Consider the following 22,090-nt stretch of genomic DNA (forward strand, 5'->3'; position numbering starts at 1 on the left):
AGACTTCTGGAGGCGGTCGCAGATTCCGTGGCGCCGCGTCAATCTACTCAACGCACCCTCTATCCACCCTGTACCGTCGGGGGCAGTCGCCCTCGAATATCCCATGCACTGGTTTCAATCTTCGCTCGCGTCGTCCCGAGCGTGCAGATCCGTCGCCTTCCTGACGTTCGCGCTTTCGCTGTCGGCCTGTAACAACAGCGCGGGTCCGCCGGCCCCTCAAGGCATCTCGGTCGTCAGTGGCGACAATCAGTTCGCCGTCGTCGGTTCGGCCCCGGCAAATCCACTTGTTGCGCTCGTCGTCGACGACAACGGGTCGCCCTTCGCCGGCGCCACCGTGACATGGATCGTCACGGGCGGCGGCGGAACCGTTAGCGATTCGACGTCCACCTCGGACGCCACCGGCCACGCGTCGATCAGGTACACGGCCGGCGCTTTTCCAGGCGTGGCGACCGTCGTTGCCATCGTCTCACAGGTCTGGACCGCATCATTCACCGTTCACATCGAGGCATCCTCCAACGGGACTCGCGTCCCATGAAGAATCATTCCGCTCTCCGCCTTGGGGCCTTTGCGCTGGCGGTCGCCACGGTCATTGCCTGCGGCGATCACAAGCTCGGGCCTTCGGTGCCCGCGTCCGTCTCGAGAGTTTCGGGTGATTCGCAGACGGTTCTGGTCGGGAACCGCGCTTCAGCGCCGCTCGTTGCCGTCGTGAAGAACTCGGATGGCTCGCCGCTGCCCAACATTCAGGTGCGATGGGCCGTCATTTCGGGCGGCGGTTCGTTGACGACGATCGTCGACACCACCGACGTCAACGGCCAGGTCAGCACGACCTATCTCTCGGCGGCGATTGTGGCGACAGCAAAAGTTTCCGCCGCAACTGCGGACGCATCGGGTGTGTTCACGGTCAATCTGGTCAACGACACCGTCGGCACGATCTCGGCGTTCGGCGGTGACGGCGCCGCGGCGTTAGTCGGATTTCCACTCACGCTCACGGCGATCGCGACCGACCGCTTCGGCAATGCAATGAAGGGAGTCGACATCAGCTGGTCGAGCAATGGCGGTCAGCTTCAGGTCCAGACTGGGACCACCGATTCGACCGGGAAGACCACGAATGTGATTACCGTCGGTCCCGACACCGGCAAGATCGCAATCGTGGCGACCTCGCGCTTCAATTCGGTGACGTTCACCGTCAGCGCTCTGCCGTCGAACTGATCAGAGATACAGGGCCGCGCCCGATCGATTGTCAGGCGGCCAACGACTGGATACGGTCCTGTCAGTCCGGCATATATTCACTGTCATATCATCCGGATGGCGGAGCGAGATTCGCATGACCGATACGGCCACCCTTGGGGCGCTCAAGCGCACGCCTTTTTACGACATTCATCGGGCACTGGGCGCCAAGATCGTCCCCTTCGCGGGCTACGAGATGCCGGTGCGGTACCCCACCGGGATTAGCGCCGAGCACAAGGCGGTGCGTGAGCGATGTGGCTTGTTCGATGTCTCGCACATGGGGGAGTTCATCGTCACCGGCCCGCAGGCGGTCGACTTCGTGAGCTATGTGACGACCAACGACGTTGCGAAGCTCGCCGTCGGCCAGGTCCACTACTCGACGATTCTCAACGAGCGAGGCACGATCGAGGACGATTGTCTGGTGTACCGCTTTGCCGACCATCTCATGATGGTCGTCAACGCATCGAACATCGACAAAGACTTCGGCCACATCTCGCGCCACCTGAGCCCCTTCGACGCGCAGATCGACAACAGGAGCGACGACATCGCACTACTCGCGCTCCAGGGTCCGCAAGCGGTCGAGATTCTGCAGACGCTTACCCAGACCAACCTAACGACGATCGGCTACTATCATTTCGTGGAGGGGAAGGTCGCGGGAGACCCGTCGATCATCTCGCGTACCGGCTACACCGGCGAAGACGGCTTCGAGCTGTATTTCGACAATCGTTATGCGGCGGCGATCTGGGAAGCGCTCGTTGGTACCGGGCGCGTCACGCCGGCAGGACTGGGCGCCCGCGATACGCTGCGCCTCGAGATGGGGATGGCGCTGTACGGCAACGACATCGACGATACGACGACGCCGCTCGAGGCCAACCTCGGCTGGCTGGTGAAGTTGGGGAAGGGCGACTTCGTCGGACGCGACGCACTCGTCACGCAGAAGGAGGCGGGAATCGCGCGGAAGCTGGTCGGCTTCGTTCCCGACGACAAACGGAGCATTGCCCGCCACGGCTACGGTGTCTTCGCCGGAGCGGTGTCGAGCGGCGAGGTTCGCAGCGGCACGATGAGTCCAACGTTAGGCATTCCGATTGGAACGTGTTACCTGCCGACGGCCGCCACGAAGGAAGGCACGGCGCTCGAGGTCGACATACGCGGCAAACGCGTTCCGGCGAAGGTGGTGAAGATGCCCTTCTATAAGGAAGCGAGCCACCTGTGACAATCCTCATTTGAGCATGCGCGTAGGCGTCCTCACTGTTTCGGACGCGGGCGCGCGCGGCGAACGCGCCGACACGTCCGGCGACGCCATCGTTGCCTGGGCGGAGTCGAAGGGATATGAGCTCGCGGCGCGTACACTCGTGCCCGACGACGTCGTGCCGATCGCAACGACCTTAACCGACTGGTCCGACGGCGGCCGCGTCGACCTCCTGCTCACGACGGGGGGGACGGGTTTGAGTCCGCGCGACGTGACGCCCGAAGCGACGCGCGCGGTGATCGATCGCGACGCGCCGGGGATCGCCGAGCGGCTCCGCATCACATGTCTAACGACGTTTCCTCGCGCGGCGCTCTCCCGAGGCGTCAGCGGCACGCGAGGTCGCACCCTCATCGTCAATCTGCCGGGTTCTCCAAACGCCGTGCGCGACAGTCTGGTGGCGCTCGATCCGATCATCGACCACGCAATCGGAATTCTCCGTGGCGACGTGACGGAACATGCGCCGCGCGCGGCGCACGACGCTTCACGTGCATGAAGATCCTCCTCACGCTGCAAGACGTCGAGCCAGCCGTTAGGCTCAATGCGCTCCTCGAGGCGGAGGGAATCGAGACGGCGGTCGTCTCTCCCCTCGACGACATGCGCGCGACCATACGCCGCGAGAAGCCGGACGTCATGGTTTTCAGTGGTGATCTTGCCGATCCAGCATCCGTGGCGCTTGTGAAGGAGCAACTCTGGGATGGCGCCGCGTCCGTTGGGTTGAGCGACATCGCGGACGACGAGCACCTCGAGCGGCTGCGCGACGCCGGCTACGTCGAGCTCTATCCAAAGCCGGTCAACTACGCCGAGGTCCTCGCGAGCCTCAAGCGCATTCTCGAGCGGCGTCGCCTGCAGCGCCTAACGGGGCTCATCGGCGAGAGCGATGCCGTTCGCGAAGTCATGGTCCAGGTCGAGCAAATGGCCCCGGTGACTGCCACCGCGCTCGTCGAAGGCGAGAGCGGTACCGGGAAGGAGCTCGTCGCCCGCGCGCTCCACCTGCTCGGCGCGCGCAAGGCGAAGCCGTTCATTGCCGTGAACGTCGGTGCGCTGCCCGAAACGCTGCTCGAAAGCGAGCTGTTCGGTCACGAAAAGGGCGCCTTCACGGGCGCTGCCGAGCGGAGGTTGGGCCGCTTCGAGCTCGCTGACCGAGGCACGATCTTCCTCGACGAGATCGGGGAGATCCCGATCGGCACTCAGGTGAAACTCCTCCGGGTGCTCGAAGAGCGTGAGTTCATGCGCGTCGGCGGCGCGTCGCCGATCAAAGTCGACGTGCGGGTCATTGCCGCCACGAATCGGCCGCTGCGCGATCAGGTGGAGCAGGGAAGCTTCCGGAGCGATCTGTTTTATCGCCTGAACGTCCTTCGCATTCACCTGCCGCCGCTGCGCGACCGACGCGAGGACATACCGATCCTCGTTCGGCACTTCATTAGGGACTACTCGAAGCAGCACGACCGCGCCTTTCACGGCATCAGCGCCGCGGCGATGCAGATTCTCGTCGAGTATCCGTGGCCGGGAAATGTCCGCGAGCTGCGCAATCTCATCGAGAGCATGGTCGTGCTTTCGCCGGGGCACGAGATTCACCCCGAAGACTTGCCCAGACAAATTCGGGACGGCGGTTCCCGCTATTTGCCCGTGCACATCGGGCCGATACTTCGAAGCGAGGAGAACAGTGCCGCTGGCCGCGAATTGGAGTTCATCGTGCGGAGCCTGATCGAGCTCAAGTTGCAGGTCGAGGAGCTACGTCGGCGGTTCGACGAGGAGGGCGCCGACGGCGCGGAATCGCGTCGTCGTGATGGCTGGATCGGTGATGTTCAACCGGCGGCGATCAATGGTAGTCGCGATGGCGGCGGGGTCGGCGGCGGCTCGAGCCTCGCGAGCGCGCGCGCGCCGGCAATCGAGCCACTCGATCAGCCTCCGCCGCCCAACGTCGTGACCATTTTGCCCGGCACCAAAATGTCCGACATCGAGCGGACGGTGATCGAGGCAGCGCTCAAGGAGACGAAGGGGAATCGCCGCCGCGCAGCTGAGATGTTGGGCATCGGCGAGCGCACCCTCTACCGGAAGATCAAGGAGTACCGCGTTCCGGAGGAGGAGTACTCGATTGGTTGAGTCGCTTGGTCGCGAAGCCGTCACGCATCGGTGACGCAAGTCGCAATCGCTTGATAAATGCCCCTGTTGTTCGCATATTGGCGCGCCTGCCATTAGCCGACTGGTCGACGCCGACCGAGCGCTGTGTCCCAGCAGCATTCATTGAAAAAAGTCTCGCGCCACCACTTCCAGGGTGGAGCTTGTCTGTGTCTACCCGAGTCGCATCCTCCGTGTCGTTACCTGAATCATCGTTCATTGCGGGCAGCGTCCTACCCATTCAACGCGCGGAAGAGTTGCTGGCGACCCTCCCGGGCATCATCTCGGCGCGCATCGTCGCGAGTGGCACCGGTGCCGTTGAGGAGATACACATCCTGACGACGGATGAGGTGTCGCCGAAGCAGACGGTGCGGAACGTCGAGAGCGCGCTGATCGCGCATCTTGGGATGCGTGTGAGCCACAAGAAGATCAGCGTCGCGACATCGAGCGAGGGACGCGCCGTGCCGGCGGCGCCAGTTGCGCCGCGTGCGGACGCGCCGCCGGCAATTCGTTCAGACAAATCGGACCCTGCGAAGACGATGGCGCCGCCGCCAAGCATCTCCAATCTGACCGCATCACCTCTGGCGTCTGCCGCGCCGGCGAGCGCGCCGCGCGCGACGCCACCGCAGTCGATGCCCCAGGTCATGCCTGCATCGGGGCAAGCCGCCGTGGGGCGCCGGCTGTACTTCGAGGACATCGAGGTACGGCGTTCTCGCTCGAAGGGCGTTGCCTGCCGGGTGACGCTGCGGAAGGGCGAATCATCCTATGTGGGTGAGGCGGAGGGTCTCGAGAATGAGCGTCTTCGCATCGAGCTCGCAGCGCGGGCGACCCTGTCGGCGATCACGCAGGCCGAGGGCGACGCGCGGGTGCTGGGCTTGGAAGGGTGCAAGACGATCGAGGCGTTCGATCGGCAGTTCGTGTTCGTGGGTCTGACGACGCGGACGGGCCGGGAGAGCGCGCTGTTGACGGGGAGCGCGGAAGTGAAAGAAAGTCAGGAAACAGCGAGCGTTTTGGCCGTTTTGGATGCCACGAATCGGTGGATCGACTACTCGAAGTAAGAAAAGGGCGGGCGAGTGATGCGCGAAGTGAGGCGCGCTCGTCTGGAAGGTGAGGGCGCTCACAGCGCCAGATGAGAGATGGTGTAAGTTAGCGCGACACGGCGGCGGGCAGAGGACAGCCCGACGAGATCGAGAAGGATCGACGGCGATCCGGAGATGTAAGGCAGTTCCCACCTCACGCCTCGCGGCGTATCCCACGCGGGTGTTGTTGCAGCGGCAGGAAAGACTCTCAGCACCGCAGCACCGACAGAGAATCAGTGCGTGATTAGCGACTTCTCACCGAGACGACGCGAGAACTAGCCACCTCTAAACACACAAAACAGACCCCCTCCCTCGCAGAGCGAAGACGAGCGGAGGTCAAGGTTTCAACTCAAGCTGTTGAGCGGAGCCAACCTTATAGCATCGGTCAAAAGCCGATGACTCTATGGAAAGGGGGGTGACGCGATATGAGTTGGCTCGCCGAGATACTTGCCAGTTTCACCGGCTTTATTTCGATCTACTAGCAGGGCGAGTTGGCGGGGGTCAGTATCTACGGGTATGAATCGCAAACTCTGGTTATACAGAGCACTCGTGTTCAGTGGGGCGCTGATCAGCAGCGTCGCACTGTTCCTGCGCTCGCGACAGGTTTCCTCAGAAGAGCTATTTGCGATTCTCCTGCTGTCGGTGCTCGCAATTGTAGCGGAACTCCTCGGTTTCGTCCTGCCCAATTCAGCGCGCGGTTCTATAGCGTTTATTCCCTACCTCGCTTGCTCCCTTGTTGTGCCGAGCTGGCCGACTATTGCTGGTGTTGTGATCGTGAAAGCGTTGGTCGAGACGACCAATAGAAACAAGGTTAGCTCTGGTTTGCTGAATGTCGCGTTGCATGCGCTAACGGTTTCGGGAGCGATTTGGCTTTACACACTTCTTGGCGGGAGAAGCCTCCTCCTTGCCCCGGAGGCTTCTCTACTCAAGGCCACCCTAACGTCGAGCATTCCAGCGCTCCTTTCGATCGCGTTTGCGATCCTGGCGAACACAATGATCGCCTGTGGTTACTTGGCCATTAGGCAGGAACAAGCCCTGCTTCGTTTGTGGCGACAGACGGCGCTGCCGACGATAGCAATGGATTTCCTTGCGGGCCCAGTGGTATTCATCTTTGCGTGGCTTTACGCGGCACATGGTGCGGTTGCCGCTGCGGCATTGTGGGTGCCGCTTCTGGGGCTTCGTGAAGTCCAGACCGCGAATCTTGCGCTGCAGCGAACAAACGAGGAGTTGCTGCAGTTGATGATCAAATCGATAGAAGCCCGCGACCTGTACACGTCCGGTCACTCACGCCGTGTTCAGAGGTATTCCGTCATCATCGCTCGAGGGCTTGGCTTATCGGTGCGTGAGACAGAACTGATAGGAAAGGCGGCGCTACTTCATGACGTGGGCAAGATTTACGAGAAGTACGGACCGATCCTTCGGAAAGCGGATAAACTAACATCTGAAGAATGGTCAACTATGCAGGAACACCCGGCGGACGGAGCGAATCTTGTCGCCACGATGAGCGGTTTAAAGGAGATAATTCCTGCTATTCGGCACCATCACGAGAACTGGGATGGCAGTGGATATCCTGATGGCCTCGCGGGCGAGAGAATTCCACTGGCGGCGCGAATTATCTCGTTCGCGGACACGATCGACGCGATGACAAGTGAGCGGCCCTACCGCCAGCCTCTAAGTGAAGCTCAAGTAAGATCTGAGATCATCCGTTGCCGCGGCCGCCAATTCGATCCTGCGATCACGGATCGGCTCATTGCGAGTACCATTTGGCACAGCCTTTTCCAGCCCGCGAAGCGCAGCGCCTCTCCGATACCAGCCCTCTCTCTGCTGGCCTCAAAACGGGGAATTCGCGAGACTGCTTGACGCCGCGTGGCTCTCACCTTCGTGCGAGTCTGAGTCAACAAATCGTCTCGCCCAATCAGCTAGGTCATTGCGGACGGCGAATCCGTCCCGTCGCGCAGCGCCCATGTAGCCGTCGTATAGGCGCGCCGCTCTGCTAGTCTGTCCTCGCAACTGCAGCGCATGTAAGAGCGACAGCGTGGCCTCATCTTGAAGGCCGAGATTTCGCGCTCGCAGATGAAGGGAGACAAAACGATCAAGCTCTGTGTCGTCGCAAGGTTCCTCGCCAGCTGCAATTCGAAGATCGGATTCACAGCCCATCAGGAGTAACTGCGGAAGTTCGAGTTCGCAGTGCTTGCACCTGCGAGCGAGACTAATGTACTCGCGAGCTTCGTCGATCCGTCCGGCGCGAGTGGCGATGCGCGCTCCAAGAATGCGATGCTCCCACAAGACGTTAGTATCGGCGTTTCGCGATAGTAATTCGCTGAACTGTCTATGCCATTCTTGGCTCTGCTCGACTTGGCCCAGACTCCAGTGTAATCGCGCAAGGAGCAATGCCCCATGCATTTCTGCTGAATCGATCTCAAAACGCTGCGCCGTCTCGACTACTCGTAGAAGAGTGCGTTCAGCATCACTCGAACGCGCTACTCTGTATTGGGCGTACCCGATGTTAAGCAGCACCACCAACAGCTGAGGAAGGTCGTCGACTGGCTCAAGCTTCTCGATTAGTCCTGGTACCAAGTTCGAGTCGCCGAACACTGTATGATAGAGCATCTCGGAAAACGGGAGCCAGTACCTGTCCGTCGGCAACCTGCTGATGGATTGGAATGCGAATTCCGCCAGCCCGCGGTCCAATGTTAACTCCGCGATCATGATGAGGTGTCGCGCGGCGAACAGCCGATGACCTAACGTGGCATGTTGCGTCGTTAAGCATTTGCTCAATCTATGAATGTTTACTCTCGGATCGCCATCTGCATGCATTGCAAGCGATAACTCCAACAACTCGAATTTGTCGTGGCGCCAATGTCTTCGGCCAAGCCGACTTCGAATTTGTTTCAACTCATAAAGGAGTTTGGAGCCTTCAGACCAGTTAATGCATAGCAACAACGCTCCCAAAGCATCCTCGATTATCTGGGCGCGAGTGGAATCGGGAGTACTAAAGCAAAGAGCACGTTTTAGGGTCGCGAGTGCGTCGCTCGAACGACCAATTTCTAATGACTGCCTTGCGCAGTTCCGGAGAGCCGCAACCGCTTTGGCGTCCTCTCCAGCTAGCCGCCAGTGTTCCGCGCAGTCCCACGGCAGGGAACCAGTTCCGGCAGGGTTCCATTCGCTCTGGAGCAAGTTAGCGGCTGCAGCATTCACAGCCCGATAAACAAACTTAGACATTCGCTTTTGCACGGCTTCCGTTAACAGATCGTGGCTACGCAGGAAACAACCATCAATCTGAACCAGTGCTCTATCATCAAGCTCCTCGAGAGCTCTCAACACGTTATGTCTTGGAAGCTCGAGCAGACCCTCAAGCCTCGCGCAGGTGCAATTCTTCCCGAGAATGACACACGCTTCCAGAACGCGAGTGGCATCTGGTGAAAGCTGTTCCAATCGACGCTCGAGAATCTCCGTCAGCGTCTGACCTAGCGACTCAGGATCCATCGTGGAAACGAAATGCGAGCAGAGCAGCCGAATGAAAAACGGGTTACCCTTCGCCTGTTGCACTACGCGCGACTCAACTGATCCAGCATTGATCTGCAGCGTTTTCCCGAGGAGGTTACGTACTAGCTCCAAGGCCGGCTGAGACCCCAGTGGCTCCAGTCGAACTGAGCGCAAGCTGTTTGAATACTTGTCGACGTCAGCGAGAACTGTTCTGCTACGTGATGCCAAGATTAAGTAAGTGCGGGCGCCGGGATGACTATCAAAGACGCCAAGAAGGGCGCGGACGGACGCCGCATCTAGCCATTGCACGTCGTCGATCAGAACGACGACCGGACATTCCGATGTCACTGCGCCTACCAGATCGATGACGCAGCGAACTATGGTCGAAACTGGGACCTCAACTGCCATGTCCTCGAGCGACGCCCCGAAATCCGAGCGCGTGTTGGCCAACCGCTCGAGTACTTCGCGCGCAGCCGTATCGCATCCAAGTGCTCCAGGCGATTGAAGCAACTCACTTACTAGATCGCATAAGATCCCGAGCGGGCGGAACAAGTCGTGCGGTTGACACGACAGAAATCGCGTAATTCCTCCCTGCATAGCGGAAAGTGAGCGAAATTCGGTCAAAAGCCTGGTCTTACCGACTCCCGGCTCACCCCAAATCAATAAAATCTCCTGTCTGCCGGAGCGCGCTTCGGTTCCTAGACCGCTCATTAGGCGCATGCTCTCTTCGCGACCTAGGAACAGCCGATCATCTTGTAAACGCTGATTCGATTCGGGTAATCGCTCACTAATCCGACGCTTGAGGGCTGTCGGCACGACGCGGAGCTGTGGCTCGTTTTCGCCTATTTCCTTCAGGTACTCGTCGATAATGCTCAGCGCGGCAGTCTTTGAACCGGAAATCGCTAATGCTTCGGCCTTTGCGAGCGTTCCTTCTTCGCTCAATGGATCTAGAGCGAGGAGCGCGCGTGCCGCACCGGCCATCAAGTCCCATCGTCCTACTCGCCGCAACTCAAGCAACTGCGCACCAACGGCACGGCTGAGCCGGAGAGTGATGTCAGAACGCTCGGCCTCGAACCAGTCCCTGTAGCTCTCGGAAATGTCAGGGTTGTAGCCCGGGAAGACACCCTGCGTCAGGAGCTCGACGTCGGAAGTCTTAAGGCCGGTTGCGTCGGCGATTTCGTAGCAATCAACCGAGAACTGATCGACTGCCAGTTGTATTTGATTAGAGTCAGCCTCGATCGGGGCGCCGAGCTGCCGCAGTCGATACAATAGCTGTCGTAGATTGTGCGCCGCCTGAACGTTGCTTGCCGACGGAAACAGTAAGTCCTGGACCACTCGCCGCGAGACCGGATGTCCCCGACGAGTCGCCAGATAGAGCAACAACGCGAACAATCGACCCGACGACGGGCCGATCCGGCGCTGGCCGATGTCGATCGCAACGGTGCCGAGGGTCCGGACGGCGATGTGCGTAACCACGTGACTCGATGCTCGTTTGGCGTTAGGGTGACATCCCGGCGTCACACCCTCGTCACACATCATGGTGCACGCCTCGGTCTCGCGCCATACGCCGATACGTCGCCGGCGCGTTCCTGCTGGCGCTGGCGGGACCGACGGTCACCAGCACGCAACTCGTCCACGGCACGGTCTCCTCTGCCGTCGGCAGCGGCGGCGTGGCTGGCGCCGTCGTGCTCCTCCTCGACTCGAGCCTAACGACTCACGCCCGGACATTGACCGGACTCCCACACTTTTGCCATCGGCGCCGGTACGACCGGCGCTTCCATCTCAAGCTCATGCGCATCGGCTTCACGCCGACCGAGAGTTCCTCCTTCGACCCGAGCCGCGACACCACCATCGACGTCGCTCTCGCGCCGAACGCGCTCGTACATCCGCTCGATCTCAAATTGCAGCCGTAGCAGCTGCTTCGATCCATGTTCAGGTCGAGGAGCCAAACGAATACTGATCGACGGCTTCCAACCTAACACAGCGGTCGGTCTGTCCAATGGGGCGTCCACCAAACGCCCGATGGAATCGCTCATCCAGGATGTCCGCTTTGCCTTCCGTTCCCTCTGGAAGGCGCGTCTCACCTCGGCCCTCGCTATCCTTTGCCTGGCGCTCGGGATCGGCGCGAATACCGCCATCTTCTCGGTCGTTCGCGCCGTGCTGCTCGAGTCGCTGCCCTTTCGCGATCCACAGCGGCTCGTCATGGCCTACGAGACGTATGTGCGTCCCGGCGGCAAACCAGCCTCTGGGTCGGTTGCACCGGCGAATTATTTCGAGTGGCGTAAGCAAACTCGAATCTTCAGTGACCTCGCGGCGTACATGCCAATCAGCCGCGATCTCGGCGACATCGCCGAGCCGGAACGGCTGCGTGGCCTGCGCGCGACGACCAATCTGTTCGATGTTCTCGGCGCGCGGCCCCTTCTGGGACGAACCTTCGTCGAGGCCGACCAACCGCCCGCGGGCGATCCGGTCGTCGTCATCAGCGAGGGCCTCTGGCGTCGCCGCTTCGCTTCCGATCCGAATCTCGTCGGCTCCCCGATCACGCTGCAGGGGGTGAAAGTCACCGTCGTCGGCATCATGCCGGCGCGCTTCGACTTTCCGGTCTCGCCGGTGCATAACGATTTCTGGGCGCCGTTCGACTGGCGGAGCATCGGCGACGTGACGAATCGTGGCAACCACTCGCTCACCGTCGTCGGGCGTCTCGCCGCGGGCGTGGATTCGTCGCGCGCGATGGCGGATCTCTCGGTCGTCGCTCGTCGCCTCGCGTTCGAGTTCCCGCAGGCGCAGCGCACGCGCGGCATTCAGGTCATGGGACTCGCCGGCTGGGTCGTGGGCAAGATACGACCCGCGCTACTCGTCCTCCTCGGTGCCGTAGGCGTGGTGCTCCTCATCGTGTGCGCGAACGTCGCGAATCTGTTGTTGACGCGCGCCGCCGGCCGGCGGCGCGAGGTTGCGATCCGCACCGCCCTCGGTGCCGCGCGAGCTCGCCTCGTTAGGCAGCTGCTCACGGAGAGCGCCGTTCTCGCTGTCGTCGGCGGCGGCCTCGGGATACTCGTTGCTCGGGGGACGCTCGCCGGCCTGCGCGGCATGGCATCGACGATACTTCCCAACGCCGAAACGATCGGCCTGCAACTGTGGGTGCTCGCCTTCACGATCGTCCTCTCGCTTGCAACGGGGCTGCTCGTCGGCATCGTGCCGGCGTTGCGCGCAAGCCAGGTCGACCTGCGCGAGGACCTCACCGAAGCTGCCGGGCGCACGAGCGCGGGCGCCGGTCGGCGTCGTGCGCTCGACACCTTGATCGTCACCGAGGTTGCGCTGTCGCTCGTCCTTCTCATCGCTGCGGGATTGGTGATTCGAAGCTTTATCGCGCTGCTCGACACCGACCCTGGATTCGCGCCCGATCGCGTGCTCACGTTTCACATCGCTGCGCCGCCGGTTCAGCCGGGCGCCGACAGTGAACGGTTTACTCGGTTCTATGAGCCCGTTCTCCAGCGCGTACGGGCCATTGCGGGAGTTCAGGCCGCGGCGTTCACGACCCTCCTGCCCATTCAGGGTGGCGCGACCGATCGGTATTTCAGCATCGACAACCAGCCGCTGGAGCGAGACCTCTCCAAGGTGCCGGACGCGGAGATTCGTCTCGTGAGCGGCAACTACTTCCACGCCATGCGCATCCCGCTCATTGCCGGTCGTGAGTTCGATGACCACGACACGCGGGCGAGCGAGCATGTCGTGATCGTCAACGACGAGCTGGCGCGCCGCTACTTTCCCGACGGCTCGCCGTTAGGCAGGCGTCTCACGAGCGGCGAGACCGAAGGTGGTCGCATCGTCGGCGTGGTGAAGTCAGTGCGCCAGTTCGGGCTCGATCAGGAACCGCGCGCCGAATTCTACGTGCCGGTGAGTCAGGCCCTCTTCAACACCCAGGAGATGACTTTCGTTCTTCGCGCGCAGGCGCGGCCGGAGGACCTCGCGCGCGGCGTACGCGAGGCGGTACACGGCGTCGCCCCCCAGCCCGTCTTTCAGCTTGCGACGATGGACGACGTCATCTCGCAATCGCTCACGACGCGACGGCTCGTTCTCGTGTTGCTACTCGCGTTCGCTGGCCTCGCGCTCCTTCTGTCGGCCGCTGGAGTGTATGGAGTGATGTCGTACGGCGTGTCACAGCGCACGCGCGAGATCGGGATTCGAGTGGCGTTAGGCGCGCGCGGTGGTGACGTGCTGGGCTTGATCCTGAGTGGAGCGCTCCGCGTCCTTGCGCTTGGCATCGGCGTGGGGCTGTTTGCGGCGGCGCTCCTCACGCGCGCGCTCGACAGCATGCTCTACGGAATCGGTGCGCTCGACCCATTCACCTTCGCGGCCGTTCCCGCGCTGATTGCGCTCGTTGGCATCATTGCCGGTGTCGTCCCAGCGGCGCGGGCCGCACGCATCGATCCTCTGGAATCGATGCGCGCGGAGTGAGCGGGTCAGCGCGAGCTCAACAGCGACTGCACGTCGACAACCACCATCATGCCGCCGCCGGGATTCGGCGCGACGTTCGTCGCGAGCAACGCGCGATCGAGCTTGTTCGGCTTGTGCGTGTGCGCGTACCGCACGACGCGCGCGCCAATGAGCTGGCCAATGAACGCGCCGGAGACGACGTCGGACGCCCAGTGCTGGTTCAAATACATGCGAGTCGTCCCGGGAATCATCGCCACGGCGTAGAGTATCGGCGCCGCGTAACGAGATGCATTCTGATTGCGCTCGCGAATCTCACCGACGAGCGCTGCTGCCGTGGCAAAGCCGACGGCCGCGTGTATGGAGGGAAAGGCGCGATACTCGAAGTGCGTGAACCCCTGGCCGAAGTGAAAGCTGAACGGATCCTCCTGTGACACGCGCGGCCGCGCTCGTCCGAGAGGACCACGGATCGCCTGGCAGATGACGTCCGTGAGGACGAGCGCCTCGGTCCAGTGAAGTCCGACGTCCGCTGTTGTTTTCGAGTGCGAGAGCCGGCCGACGCCATACGTCAGGACCGACGCGATCGTGAGCGGCGTCTCGTTGAGACGCGTCAATTGGTCGACGGTGTGGTGAAGGCTCGAACTTCCTTGCACGTGCGGCGATTGCCACCAATCGGCGATCTTCTCGTCGTAGTGCATGAAGACGCCGGTCACCGCCGCGGCAATACCGGTCGCCACCAGGTCGTGACGCGTGAAGAATGTCTTCTGCGGCGTGCCGTGCTGCGCGGGCGCCGTCAACGACGGCGTCGTCGCCGCGGATTGCGTAAAGACTAAACTGGAGTCCTGCGCGACTGCCACGCCAGACAGTGAGAGCAAGGGAAGCAGCACAGCGATGGCAAAGCGATTGCGGGCTGACATAGTGGTCTCGTCACGGTTCTCGACTCACGGTCTTCACCGTGGACTCACGGTGACCGTCGTTCGGAGACACACAGGCAGAACACAGGCCAGCCGCTATTTTTTCAACAGCGGACGGGGCGTTTCGTGTGGGCGCGCTCGCGGCTCACGCGTCTGTCTCCGTCTCCGGCACCGGCGGGATGCCGTGAATGGGCGTCGTACGCGATACCGCCTGCGCGGCGCGGCAGTACAACTCGAGGCGATCCGTAGCCGCTTTCTCCCAGTCGCGCGGAATGGGTACGAGGCGCCGCCGCTCCCCGTCCGATTCGAACGTGAGCCATCCCTGTTGCATCTCGCCCGCGAGCACCGCCCCCGGCGTCGGTGTCGTGTTCCAGATCAGCCAGTGAGTACCATGAGAATCCGTGAATTCACGTTGCGCCATGCGTCCGACTCGATGCGCGGATCGTCGTTCCGGCCTCTCGCGTCGTCGCGAAGGGTCTCCGCCTAACGGTTACGGCTTCGGCTCATGCGGCGTCGCCGATCCCTCGCCGCCGGCCGGTGCGCGCGGTGAGCGCGCGCTCTGATCGCTGTCCGCCTTCAGCTTCCGGCGGAGCGATACCGCCTCCTTTGCCGCCTCCGCCGCAAGCGCCAGGGACTCCTCGACGCGGATCAGTTGGCCCGTGTCGAGGTCCGCAGCGGTGGCCTTGTCGCACACTTCCTCCAGCGTACGATCGAGCTGCTGCTCTGCCTCCTTCAACTTTGGCTTGAGGGACTCTGCCGGCTTCGGCGTGAGCGACTCTGCTGGCGCGGCGCTTTTTGCTTCGCCTCCGCTCTTCGCGCGAGCGACCTGCGGCGACGCCTTGGCGCACAGCGACGCGAGCGCCTCGTTCGAGAGTGATTCCCAATTTGCCGGAACAGGCGCCAGCCGTCGCTTTTCCTGTGCCGATTCGAACACAAGCCACCCTTCGCGAAAGGCTTCCGGCAGAAAATGCTCTCGCGACACGGCGTCGCTTCCTCGTGCCGTGAGGAATACTTGCCACTCTACGCCGGCCTTGTCGCGAAAGTGTCGCATCGCCGTGTTCACCGCCTCCCCGGTGTTCCGCGCGACGGTTGTCACGAAAGAATTGCGCCAATGGGTCGAAATGTGCATGGGCTCGTCGGTCAGAATATGTGAACGGATGTATGATCACGAGTTCGCGAGGGTGCGCGATGGCGGTTCGAGAGTTTACCGATAGCAGTGGGCGCGAGTGGCGGGCGTGGGACGTCGCGCCGGACGAGCTGAGTCCTCGCACCAAGGATGAGGACTACCTCGCCCAGCTGTATCACACTGGCTGGATTGTGTTCGAGACGCACGCTGGAGACGATAAGCGCCGGCTCTACCCGATTCCCAAGGGCTGGGCGGAGCTCCCCGATGCGGAGTTGGCGGTCTTGTTGGAGAAAGCGGAAAAGGTACCGCAGCGGAAGCTGCGCACGGAGAAGGACGCCAGGGGCCCGGCAGCGGTGGAGGAGATCAGGCGCGCCGCTGATTTCAGCGAAGAGGCGGTGGACGACCCGGAGCGGGCGCGAAAGCGCGCGCGTGACGATACACCCGATGTCACGGACCTCAACGTTTGGCGCACGTTCCGCTATCCCGGCGGCCGCATCTGGGTCGTCGGCGTTGCCCACGACACGTCGACTCCCGTGCTTCGCTTCACAGCCGGCGCGCGCGAGATCGATCTCCACGATTGGCCGATGGAGTGGGCAGACTACTCGCATGAGCAACTCGTGGAACTCCTGCGTCGCGCGTCGCCGCGCGACCACTCGACGGTGGTGCCTAACGGGCCTCGTCGGCGCTGGGATGACGAGAGCCGCGCCTGACGAGCGCCACCACCGCTCACGACCTAGCGGTCGGCGCTCAGCGACAGGAGGTGAGCACACTGGAACTCGTGATCAGGTGACGGGGACTCGCGGCCAGCGAAGTGGAACTCGTGGTCAGGTGACGGGGACTCGCGGCCGGCGAAGTGGAACTCGTGGTCAGGTGACGGCGACTCGCGGCCAGCTCACCGAGACGTGAGGTCAGGTCGCGCGGTCGCGAGGTCACATGATCGGAACAGCCGGCCACGCGATCACGACAGCTGGTCGGATGGCGAGGCGCCGAGGTCAACTTACGTGGACGGCAGGCAGCTCGCGTGGACGAGCGGCCAGATGACGAGAACGCGCGGCCAGATCGCGCGGACCGCCGGACGGCTCACCGCCCCGAAGAAATCACGACATGGACTAACGGGCCTGACGATTCCGCCGCCGTGACGATGCTCGTCCGCAACAACGTGAGCTGAGCAGCACTATCCGTCGGTTGACGGCGCGTCGCCTTCTGACGACGCTGATGTGCAGCAGCACATAACCGTTAGAAAGTCTACTCTCCGTACTCTCTTTGACCGTTAGGCAGCGTTAGGTGACGTGGAGCACGAACGATCGGCCAAATGGCCCCAAGCAATTCGCCGTCATATCGTGCACATCGCCAGCGCACAAACTGAACGCCCCCTTTGGCGAATCGGTCAGCAAACAGCCTAACTAGCGAACCAGCAGGGAGTTGAGTCACTGTCAACGAGGGGGGTGACAGGGCGCACTTCCTGCTCGTCACCCAAGTGATCGGCGCGACTATCACTTCCGTCGCGCTCGCTTCTCAAAAGGTTCACATGCTTCTCAATCGCCGCGGCTTCACGATCGTGGAATTGTTCACCGTGCTCGTGATCATGGGCGTGGTGGGCACTCTGTCGATCGCCCGCTTCACTGCATACATCGCCCACGAGCGCGTGACAAAAGCAACGGTCGGTCTCGCCGACGACCTGCGCATGGCGTTCGCCGTGCCCGGGCGTATTCGCCGGCCGGTGCGCATCTGGTGCGACACGGCCCGTATGCAAATGCTCGTTACGGATCGTGCGCGCACGACGACCTACCGCATGACCGCGTTCGGCTCCCGTTACAACCTCAAGAGCAGCAACGTCACGTACTACCCGTCGTCGGCGTGGATCGAGATCTACCCCAACGGTTTCGCCTCCGACACGATGGTCATCACCCTCTCTTCGAATGGCTACACGCACAGTCTGAAGGTCTCGAAGGGCGGGATGGTTCAGGTTCGGTGAGGAACTCATGAGCTCACGCACTGTTTCGCGCAGGCCGCGCCGCGGCCTCTCGCTCATCGAAGTCATGATCGCCGTCATGGTTCTCGCAATCATGATGACGTTCGTCGGTCACATCTCGTCGGCCATCGCGCAGTCCAATCGGCGCAGCGACGTGATTGCGAAGCGCACGTTTGCAATGCAACAACAGGCGAACATCATCGGGGCGATGCAGTTCTCGAGCCTGACCTCGGCCAAGTTGCCTGCGTCGAAGAGCTTCACCCTCGGCAACTTCAACTACATCCGCCGGGTGACGCTCTCGACAACCGGCACCGTCACCAGCGGCCAGACGACTGCGATCACGATCACCATCGTACCGCAAACGGGCTACCCCAGCGACAGCCTCCTCAAGGAGTCGCTGTCGATGCTCCGTAGCGCTCCGAACTGCGGGACGGTCCTTGGCACGGCCACGTGCTGACAAATTGTCTATGATCAGAATCCACTCATCAACCGGGCGCCGTCGGGCCGGCTTCTCACTCATCGAAGTGCTGGCCTGTCTCGTCATTCTCGCCGTCCTCGGTGCCGCGCTCACGCGCATGATGCTGGCGCAGAGCCGTCTGTACGAGCTGCAGCGCGCCCAGCGTGACGCGCGTGCGATTGGCCGTACGTCGATGAACTTGCTCTTCTCCGATCTGCGCATGGTGCACGATGGCGCCGACGCGGCCGGCAGCGTGATCATCGCGTCGCCCGAGACCCTCGAGGTGCGCGTTCCGTATGCATTGGGGCTCATCTGCGGCAACAACGGCTCGGCGACGACGGTCAGCATGCTCGTCGCGGACTCGGCGGTGCGGGCGATGGCAAAATACGCTGGCTGGGCGTGGCGAAATCACGTCACTGGGAAGTACACCTACATTCCCGGCGACACGATCTCCAACTCACCGGTGACCTCGTCATCGCTGACGTTATGCAATTTGACCGCGAAGATCGGATTCGATACGGTCGCCGGTCGCACCTGGGGAGCGCTCGACCTCAAGCCAATGACGTTGGCGGCGGGCCTTCAGCCCGGGGCGCCCGTGTTCCTCTATCAAGACATCACGTACTACTTCGCCAGTTCGGCCAGCTACCCGGGAAGGTTTGGGTTGTATCGCCTTGTCGGCGGTCGGTCGGCCGACGAGCTGGTCGCTCCCTTCGACGCTGGCGCACGCTTCAAGTTCTTCGTTCGTAACACCGATACGTCCACTGTCATTCCTCCAGCGGTGCTCGACAGTCTGGTCGGAGTGTCCCTCGTGCTGACGGGCTCGAGTCCGTCGCACATGGCCGGGCGCACGGCCGAGAAGTCCCGGATGGAAACGGCCGTGTTGTTCCGCAATCACCCCGGCTTCTAGCGGATTCAGGAGATCTCGTTATGCAAGCACTCAAGAATCGGGTCGGGTTCGCCCTTCCGCTCGTCGTCATGTTCCTCGTCGTTCTGAGCTTTGCGCTCGCCGCGGGCCTCGCGGCAACGGCGGCGGAAAGCACAACGTCGACGGCGCAGCGCGGGCAGAACCGTGCGTATCAGATTGCGGAGATGGGTTTGCAGCGCTTCATCGTGCAGCGCGACAGCATCTGCCACATCAGCGGTAACACATGCATCGGCGACCCTGGCACCGGGACCGCGGGCCAGCAGGACAGCGTTCAGCTTACTACGCCCGGCGGTTATGCGGTTGTCGTTTCGCGTTTGCTGCGTCCTCAGCAGGGCATCAAGGATACGATTCCGGCGCTGTATTTCATACGCGCGCGGGGCGTGGACTCGACGAGCAAGTTGCGTGGCAACGACACGACCACGAGCACTCGCACCGTCGGCTTGATGGTGCAATGGTCGACGATCACGATGAACGTGACCGGTGCATGGACCAGCCTCTCGGGGCTGAACAAGCAAGGCAACGCGGGACAGATCGACGGGAACGATCAGTGCGGCCACAAGGCGGCCGTCGCCGGGATCATGGTGCCGAAGGGCGACTACACAGAGTCGGGCGGCTTCACGCCCACCGGCAATCCGCCGCTCGACACGTCGAAGACGCTGGCGCAGCTCGAGCCCCTGGTGACGATCGATTGGAATTCGATCATCAATCAGAATGCCCTGCCGGCGGACTTCACCGTCCCTCCCGATAACTTCCCTGATGCGACCTGGTTTGCGGCCGACACGGGCCGGTGGCCAGTGATTCGCGTTCACACAAACGGCTTCGCGCTGCCTAACGCTGGCCGCGGCATCATCATCGCCGACTCGGACTTCACGATCTCCGGCAGTAACATGTGGGAGGGGATCATTATGGTCGGCGGGCAGCTCAGGTCGAACGGGAACAATACCACTGCGGGTACTACGGTGAGCGGGCTGAATTACCTGCTGCCCGGCTCCGTGCAGCCGCCGCCCGGAGACATCAATGACAACGCGACCGCGAACGGTACGAAGACGTACGTTTATAACTCGTGCTACGTCTCGCGCGCGACACAGAAACTGCATCACTACGTTCCGCTCGCGAACACCTGGATCGACGACGTGCCGGTGTGGTGATCGGGAGGGGCTAGGGCACTTAGGGGCTAGGGCATAGGATCCAGTTTAGCGAATCATAATTGGCCGCCGTCGGAGTGTTCAATTCCTGAACACCGCGACGGCGGTCGCCGTTGTGACCGGTGACACTTCGGTTCGTCGCCTGGAATGAAATGTTTGCTGCCGATGAGAACGCGTTAAACACTCAACGTCTCCGACGTTGGAGGTCGGCCTGTTTCGCACTCGGTCTGGTTATACGATCACCGAGATGATCGTGGTCCTGATCATCTTCGCGGTCGTCACGAGCCTGAGCATTCCGCGGCTGCACGCCGCATCCTCCTCCGCGGGGTTGCGGTCCGCGCGCACGCAGACGGCCATCTATCTCGCCACGGCGCATGCACTCGCGGTCCAGCGCGGCCGCGAGGCGCGCTTCGTTCGCAGCGGCAATAGCGTCACCGTCACCGTCGACTCGTCAGGCACGCAGGTCGTCTACGGCCAGCCGCACGATCTCTCGCGCGAGCATGGCGTGAGCATTCCGACGACGTCGCACGACACGATCAGGTTCGACCCGCGCGGCTTTGCCGTCGGCGCCGGTACCACCGAAAAGGTCGTACTCACGCGTGACGGCATGCGCGACTCCGTCTGCATGTCGAAGCTCGGCAAGATCATTACCCGAGGGTGCTCGATATGAAGGCGATACCAGCTCGGCTGCAAGCACGTCGTGGCGTGACGATGGTCGAGCTGCTCGTCGCGCTCGCGATCGTCAGCGTCGGCGTCTTCGGTCTCGCCGGGGGCGCGACGCTCGTGACACGACTCATGGGCGGCGGCACCGTGCAATCGCGCGCCGCTACGATCGCGAATGCGCACATCGAGCAGCTCCGCGCAAAGTCCTGCGCGAGTCTCTCGAGCGGTACTGATACGGTTCGCAGTGTCATCACGAGCTGGACCGTGACGTCCGTCAGCGTCAGCGGCACGACGCGCGGGGCGAGCATCGGCATGACCGTGCAGTATCCGACGACGAAGGGAATGCGGACACAGTCCTACAACACGATCTTGCCATGCTGAGTCTAGCTGCTCGCCGCCGCGGCTTCACGCTCCCGGAGATGCTCTTCGTGCTCGTGATCTTCGGTCTCGTCGCTGGCGCGCTGATGCGGATCATTCTGCGCCAGCAGCGATTCTACGCGAGCACGACCGATCTCATCGCCATGCGCACGACGCTGCGCGACATCGGCGAGGCGTTGCCCTCGGATCTGCGCGGCATTTCGTCCGTCGGCGGCGACATCTACGCGATGTCGGATTCGGCGATCGACTTTCGGCTCTCGACGGGAATCTCCGTCATCTGCAGCATCGGCGTCGCGCGCCTAACGGCTGTCATTCCTCCAACGAATCTGTCGAACAAGAGCGCTCTCACCACCTGGATCTCGGCCCCGACCACCGGGGACACGATGTTCGTGTACAATCCGGGCTCGACGAGCGCCCTCTCCGACGACTCGTGGCAAGGGCCCATTCCCGTGACCGCGGCACTCGGCGTTGGCACATGCCCGACGTCGACCGGCTTCACCTCGACGACGAGCGAAGCGAGCAACTCGATAACGCTCACCTTCAGTACGGCGCTTGCCGCGAACGTCGTTCCCGGCAACGTCATCCGCTTCTATCGCCACGCGAAGTACAAGCTGTTTCAACCCGTGGGCTCGAGCTCGTGGTATCTCGGCTATCAGGAGTGTCCGGCAGGCCTGTGTGGCACCATGCAGCCCGTCGCCGGACCGTATCTGGCCTATTCCGCCAACCCCGGGTCGACGGGCCTTCGCTTCGTGTTCCGTGATTCGACGGGCGCAGTGACGGCGACGACGCCGCAAGTCGCGCGCATCGACATCGTCGCGAAAGCGCAAACCGAGAATCCCATTCGTATGCCCGGGCGGCCGGAGGACTACTACAGCGATTCGCTCGTCGTCACCGTCGCTCTGCGCAATCGATCCTGACGA

Annotated in this window: 21 protein-coding genes; 17 read left to right on the plus strand and 4 right to left on the minus strand. The window is 62.3% G+C overall.

The window, feature by feature from the left end; translation table 11 throughout:
- Positions 1-103 precede the first annotated feature (103 nt).
- The 7 genes from VGH98_20760 (at position 104) to VGH98_20790 (ending at position 7,533) form a co-directional block, all read left to right on the plus strand.
- Positions 104-535, plus strand: coding sequence for an Ig-like domain-containing protein (locus VGH98_20760; GenBank protein HEY2378423.1), 432 nt, complete (start codon positions 104-106; stop codon positions 533-535).
- Entirely contained in the window at positions 532-1,209 is a 678-nt protein-coding gene (locus tag VGH98_20765) for an Ig-like domain-containing protein (protein HEY2378424.1), read from the plus strand. Before VGH98_20760 ends, VGH98_20765 begins: the two co-directional genes overlap by 4 nt.
- 115 nt (positions 1,210-1,324) lie before the next feature.
- On the plus strand, positions 1,325-2,440 hold the full coding sequence (gcvT, locus tag VGH98_20770) for a glycine cleavage system aminomethyltransferase GcvT (protein HEY2378425.1): 1,116 nt from the start codon (positions 1,325-1,327) through the stop codon (positions 2,438-2,440).
- Between the two features lie 16 nt (positions 2,441-2,456).
- Positions 2,457-2,969: a MogA/MoaB family molybdenum cofactor biosynthesis protein gene (locus VGH98_20775; GenBank protein ID HEY2378426.1), complete on the plus strand. Its 513-nt coding sequence runs from the start codon at positions 2,457-2,459 to the stop codon at positions 2,967-2,969.
- Entirely contained in the window at positions 2,966-4,579 is a 1,614-nt protein-coding gene (locus VGH98_20780; protein ID HEY2378427.1) for a sigma-54 dependent transcriptional regulator, read from the plus strand. The genes VGH98_20775 and VGH98_20780 overlap by 4 nt, the downstream gene beginning before the upstream one ends.
- A 209-nt stretch (positions 4,580-4,788) precedes the next feature.
- Positions 4,789-5,652: a hypothetical protein gene (locus tag VGH98_20785; GenBank protein HEY2378428.1), complete on the plus strand. Its 864-nt coding sequence runs from the start codon at positions 4,789-4,791 to the stop codon at positions 5,650-5,652.
- A 537-nt stretch (positions 5,653-6,189) separates the two neighbouring features.
- Complete coding sequence (locus VGH98_20790; protein HEY2378429.1) at positions 6,190-7,533, plus strand: HD-GYP domain-containing protein; 1,344 nt, start codon at positions 6,190-6,192, stop codon at positions 7,531-7,533.
- On the opposite strand, the gene VGH98_20795 is transcribed toward VGH98_20790, so the two are convergent.
- Positions 7,504-10,635: an AAA family ATPase gene (locus VGH98_20795; protein ID HEY2378430.1), complete on the minus strand. Its 3,132-nt coding sequence runs from the start codon at positions 10,633-10,635 to the stop codon at positions 7,504-7,506. The two genes, VGH98_20790 and VGH98_20795, sit on opposite strands and share 30 nt — an antisense overlap.
- Before the next feature lie 194 nt (positions 10,636-10,829).
- Between VGH98_20795 and VGH98_20800 the strand changes: the two genes are divergently transcribed.
- Both VGH98_20800 and VGH98_20805 read left to right on the plus strand, forming a co-directional pair.
- Positions 10,830-11,072 (plus strand): hypothetical protein, encoded by a 243-nt coding sequence (locus VGH98_20800; protein ID HEY2378431.1) that lies wholly within the window; start codon positions 10,830-10,832, stop codon positions 11,070-11,072.
- Positions 11,073-11,181: 109 nt separating this feature from the next.
- Positions 11,182-13,614 (plus strand): ABC transporter permease, encoded by a 2,433-nt coding sequence (locus VGH98_20805; GenBank protein HEY2378432.1) that lies wholly within the window; start codon positions 11,182-11,184, stop codon positions 13,612-13,614.
- 5 nt (positions 13,615-13,619) lie between these two features.
- Here the strand turns inward: VGH98_20805 and VGH98_20810 are convergent, their stop codons facing one another.
- The 3 genes from VGH98_20810 to VGH98_20820 all read right to left on the minus strand — a co-directional run bounded on the left by VGH98_20810 (position 13,620) and on the right by VGH98_20820 (position 15,633).
- Entirely contained in the window at positions 13,620-14,507 is an 888-nt protein-coding gene (locus VGH98_20810) for a phosphatase PAP2 family protein (GenBank protein HEY2378433.1), read from the minus strand.
- A 142-nt stretch (positions 14,508-14,649) separates the two neighbouring features.
- Positions 14,650-14,925 (minus strand): hypothetical protein, encoded by a 276-nt coding sequence (locus VGH98_20815; protein HEY2378434.1) that lies wholly within the window; start codon positions 14,923-14,925, stop codon positions 14,650-14,652.
- 69 nt (positions 14,926-14,994) lie between these two features.
- The gene (locus VGH98_20820) at positions 14,995-15,633 is read right to left on the minus strand and encodes a hypothetical protein (GenBank protein ID HEY2378435.1); all 639 of its coding nucleotides are present in this window, start codon (positions 15,631-15,633) and stop codon (positions 14,995-14,997) included.
- Positions 15,634-15,692: 59 nt separating this feature from the next.
- Here VGH98_20820 and VGH98_20825 point away from each other — a divergent pair, with 59 nt between their 5' ends.
- From VGH98_20825 to VGH98_20860, 8 genes are all read left to right on the plus strand, one after another.
- Positions 15,693-16,340, plus strand: coding sequence for a hypothetical protein (locus VGH98_20825; protein ID HEY2378436.1), 648 nt, complete (start codon positions 15,693-15,695; stop codon positions 16,338-16,340).
- Positions 16,341-17,158: 818 nt separating this feature from the next.
- Positions 17,159-17,605 carry a prepilin-type N-terminal cleavage/methylation domain-containing protein gene (locus VGH98_20830; GenBank protein ID HEY2378437.1) on the plus strand — a complete coding sequence of 149 codons (447 nt, stop codon included), beginning with the start codon at positions 17,159-17,161 and terminating at the stop codon, positions 17,603-17,605.
- Between the two features lie 7 nt (positions 17,606-17,612).
- The gene (locus VGH98_20835; protein HEY2378438.1) at positions 17,613-18,059 is read left to right on the plus strand and encodes a prepilin-type N-terminal cleavage/methylation domain-containing protein; all 447 of its coding nucleotides are present in this window, start codon (positions 17,613-17,615) and stop codon (positions 18,057-18,059) included.
- A 10-nt stretch (positions 18,060-18,069) separates the two neighbouring features.
- On the plus strand, positions 18,070-18,966 hold the full coding sequence (locus tag VGH98_20840; GenBank protein ID HEY2378439.1) for a prepilin-type N-terminal cleavage/methylation domain-containing protein: 897 nt from the start codon (positions 18,070-18,072) through the stop codon (positions 18,964-18,966).
- 20 nt (positions 18,967-18,986) lie between these two features.
- On the plus strand, positions 18,987-20,132 hold the full coding sequence (locus VGH98_20845) for a hypothetical protein (protein HEY2378440.1): 1,146 nt from the start codon (positions 18,987-18,989) through the stop codon (positions 20,130-20,132).
- Positions 20,133-20,328: 196 nt separating this feature from the next.
- Positions 20,329-20,799, plus strand: a complete 471-nt coding sequence (locus tag VGH98_20850; GenBank protein ID HEY2378441.1) for a GspH/FimT family pseudopilin — start codon at positions 20,329-20,331, stop codon at positions 20,797-20,799.
- Positions 20,796-21,173: a prepilin-type N-terminal cleavage/methylation domain-containing protein gene (locus VGH98_20855; protein HEY2378442.1), complete on the plus strand. Its 378-nt coding sequence runs from the start codon at positions 20,796-20,798 to the stop codon at positions 21,171-21,173. Before VGH98_20850 ends, VGH98_20855 begins: the two co-directional genes overlap by 4 nt.
- On the plus strand, positions 21,167-22,087 hold the full coding sequence (locus VGH98_20860; protein ID HEY2378443.1) for a type II secretion system protein: 921 nt from the start codon (positions 21,167-21,169) through the stop codon (positions 22,085-22,087). The genes VGH98_20855 and VGH98_20860 overlap by 7 nt, the downstream gene beginning before the upstream one ends.
- The last annotated feature ends 3 nt before the right edge of the window (positions 22,088-22,090 follow it).

This window comes from Gemmatimonadaceae bacterium (assembly GCA_036496605.1).
GTDB lineage: Bacteria > Gemmatimonadota > Gemmatimonadetes > Gemmatimonadales > Gemmatimonadaceae > AG2.

What these genes read in the sequence shown, in the direction of transcription:
- VGH98_20760 (HEY2378423.1), top strand. Translation starts at nt 104, where the DNA reads ATGCACTGGTTTCAATCTTCGCTCGCGTCGTCCCGAGCGTGCAGATCC.
- VGH98_20765 (HEY2378424.1), top strand. Translation starts at nt 532, where the DNA reads ATGAAGAATCATTCCGCTCTCCGCCTTGGGGCCTTTGCGCTGGCGGTC.
- gcvT (HEY2378425.1), top strand. Translation starts at nt 1,325, where the DNA reads ATGACCGATACGGCCACCCTTGGGGCGCTCAAGCGCACGCCTTTTTAC.
- VGH98_20775 (HEY2378426.1), top strand. Translation starts at nt 2,457, where the DNA reads ATGCGCGTAGGCGTCCTCACTGTTTCGGACGCGGGCGCGCGCGGCGAA.
- VGH98_20780 (HEY2378427.1), top strand. Translation starts at nt 2,966, where the DNA reads ATGAAGATCCTCCTCACGCTGCAAGACGTCGAGCCAGCCGTTAGGCTC.
- VGH98_20790 (HEY2378429.1), top strand. Translation starts at nt 6,190, where the DNA reads ATGAATCGCAAACTCTGGTTATACAGAGCACTCGTGTTCAGTGGGGCG.
- VGH98_20805 (HEY2378432.1), top strand. Translation starts at nt 11,182, where the DNA reads ATGGAATCGCTCATCCAGGATGTCCGCTTTGCCTTCCGTTCCCTCTGG.
- VGH98_20810 (HEY2378433.1), bottom strand. Translation starts at nt 14,507, where the DNA reads ATGTCAGCCCGCAATCGCTTTGCCATCGCTGTGCTGCTTCCCTTGCTC.
- VGH98_20815 (HEY2378434.1), bottom strand. Translation starts at nt 14,925, where the DNA reads ATGGCGCAACGTGAATTCACGGATTCTCATGGTACTCACTGGCTGATC.
- VGH98_20820 (HEY2378435.1), bottom strand. Translation starts at nt 15,633, where the DNA reads ATGCACATTTCGACCCATTGGCGCAATTCTTTCGTGACAACCGTCGCG.
- VGH98_20825 (HEY2378436.1), top strand. Translation starts at nt 15,693, where the DNA reads ATGGCGGTTCGAGAGTTTACCGATAGCAGTGGGCGCGAGTGGCGGGCG.
- VGH98_20830 (HEY2378437.1), top strand. Translation starts at nt 17,159, where the DNA reads ATGCTTCTCAATCGCCGCGGCTTCACGATCGTGGAATTGTTCACCGTG.
- VGH98_20835 (HEY2378438.1), top strand. Translation starts at nt 17,613, where the DNA reads ATGAGCTCACGCACTGTTTCGCGCAGGCCGCGCCGCGGCCTCTCGCTC.
- VGH98_20840 (HEY2378439.1), top strand. Translation starts at nt 18,070, where the DNA reads ATGATCAGAATCCACTCATCAACCGGGCGCCGTCGGGCCGGCTTCTCA.
- VGH98_20845 (HEY2378440.1), top strand. Translation starts at nt 18,987, where the DNA reads ATGCAAGCACTCAAGAATCGGGTCGGGTTCGCCCTTCCGCTCGTCGTC.
- VGH98_20855 (HEY2378442.1), top strand. Translation starts at nt 20,796, where the DNA reads ATGAAGGCGATACCAGCTCGGCTGCAAGCACGTCGTGGCGTGACGATG.
- VGH98_20860 (HEY2378443.1), top strand. Translation starts at nt 21,167, where the DNA reads ATGCTGAGTCTAGCTGCTCGCCGCCGCGGCTTCACGCTCCCGGAGATG.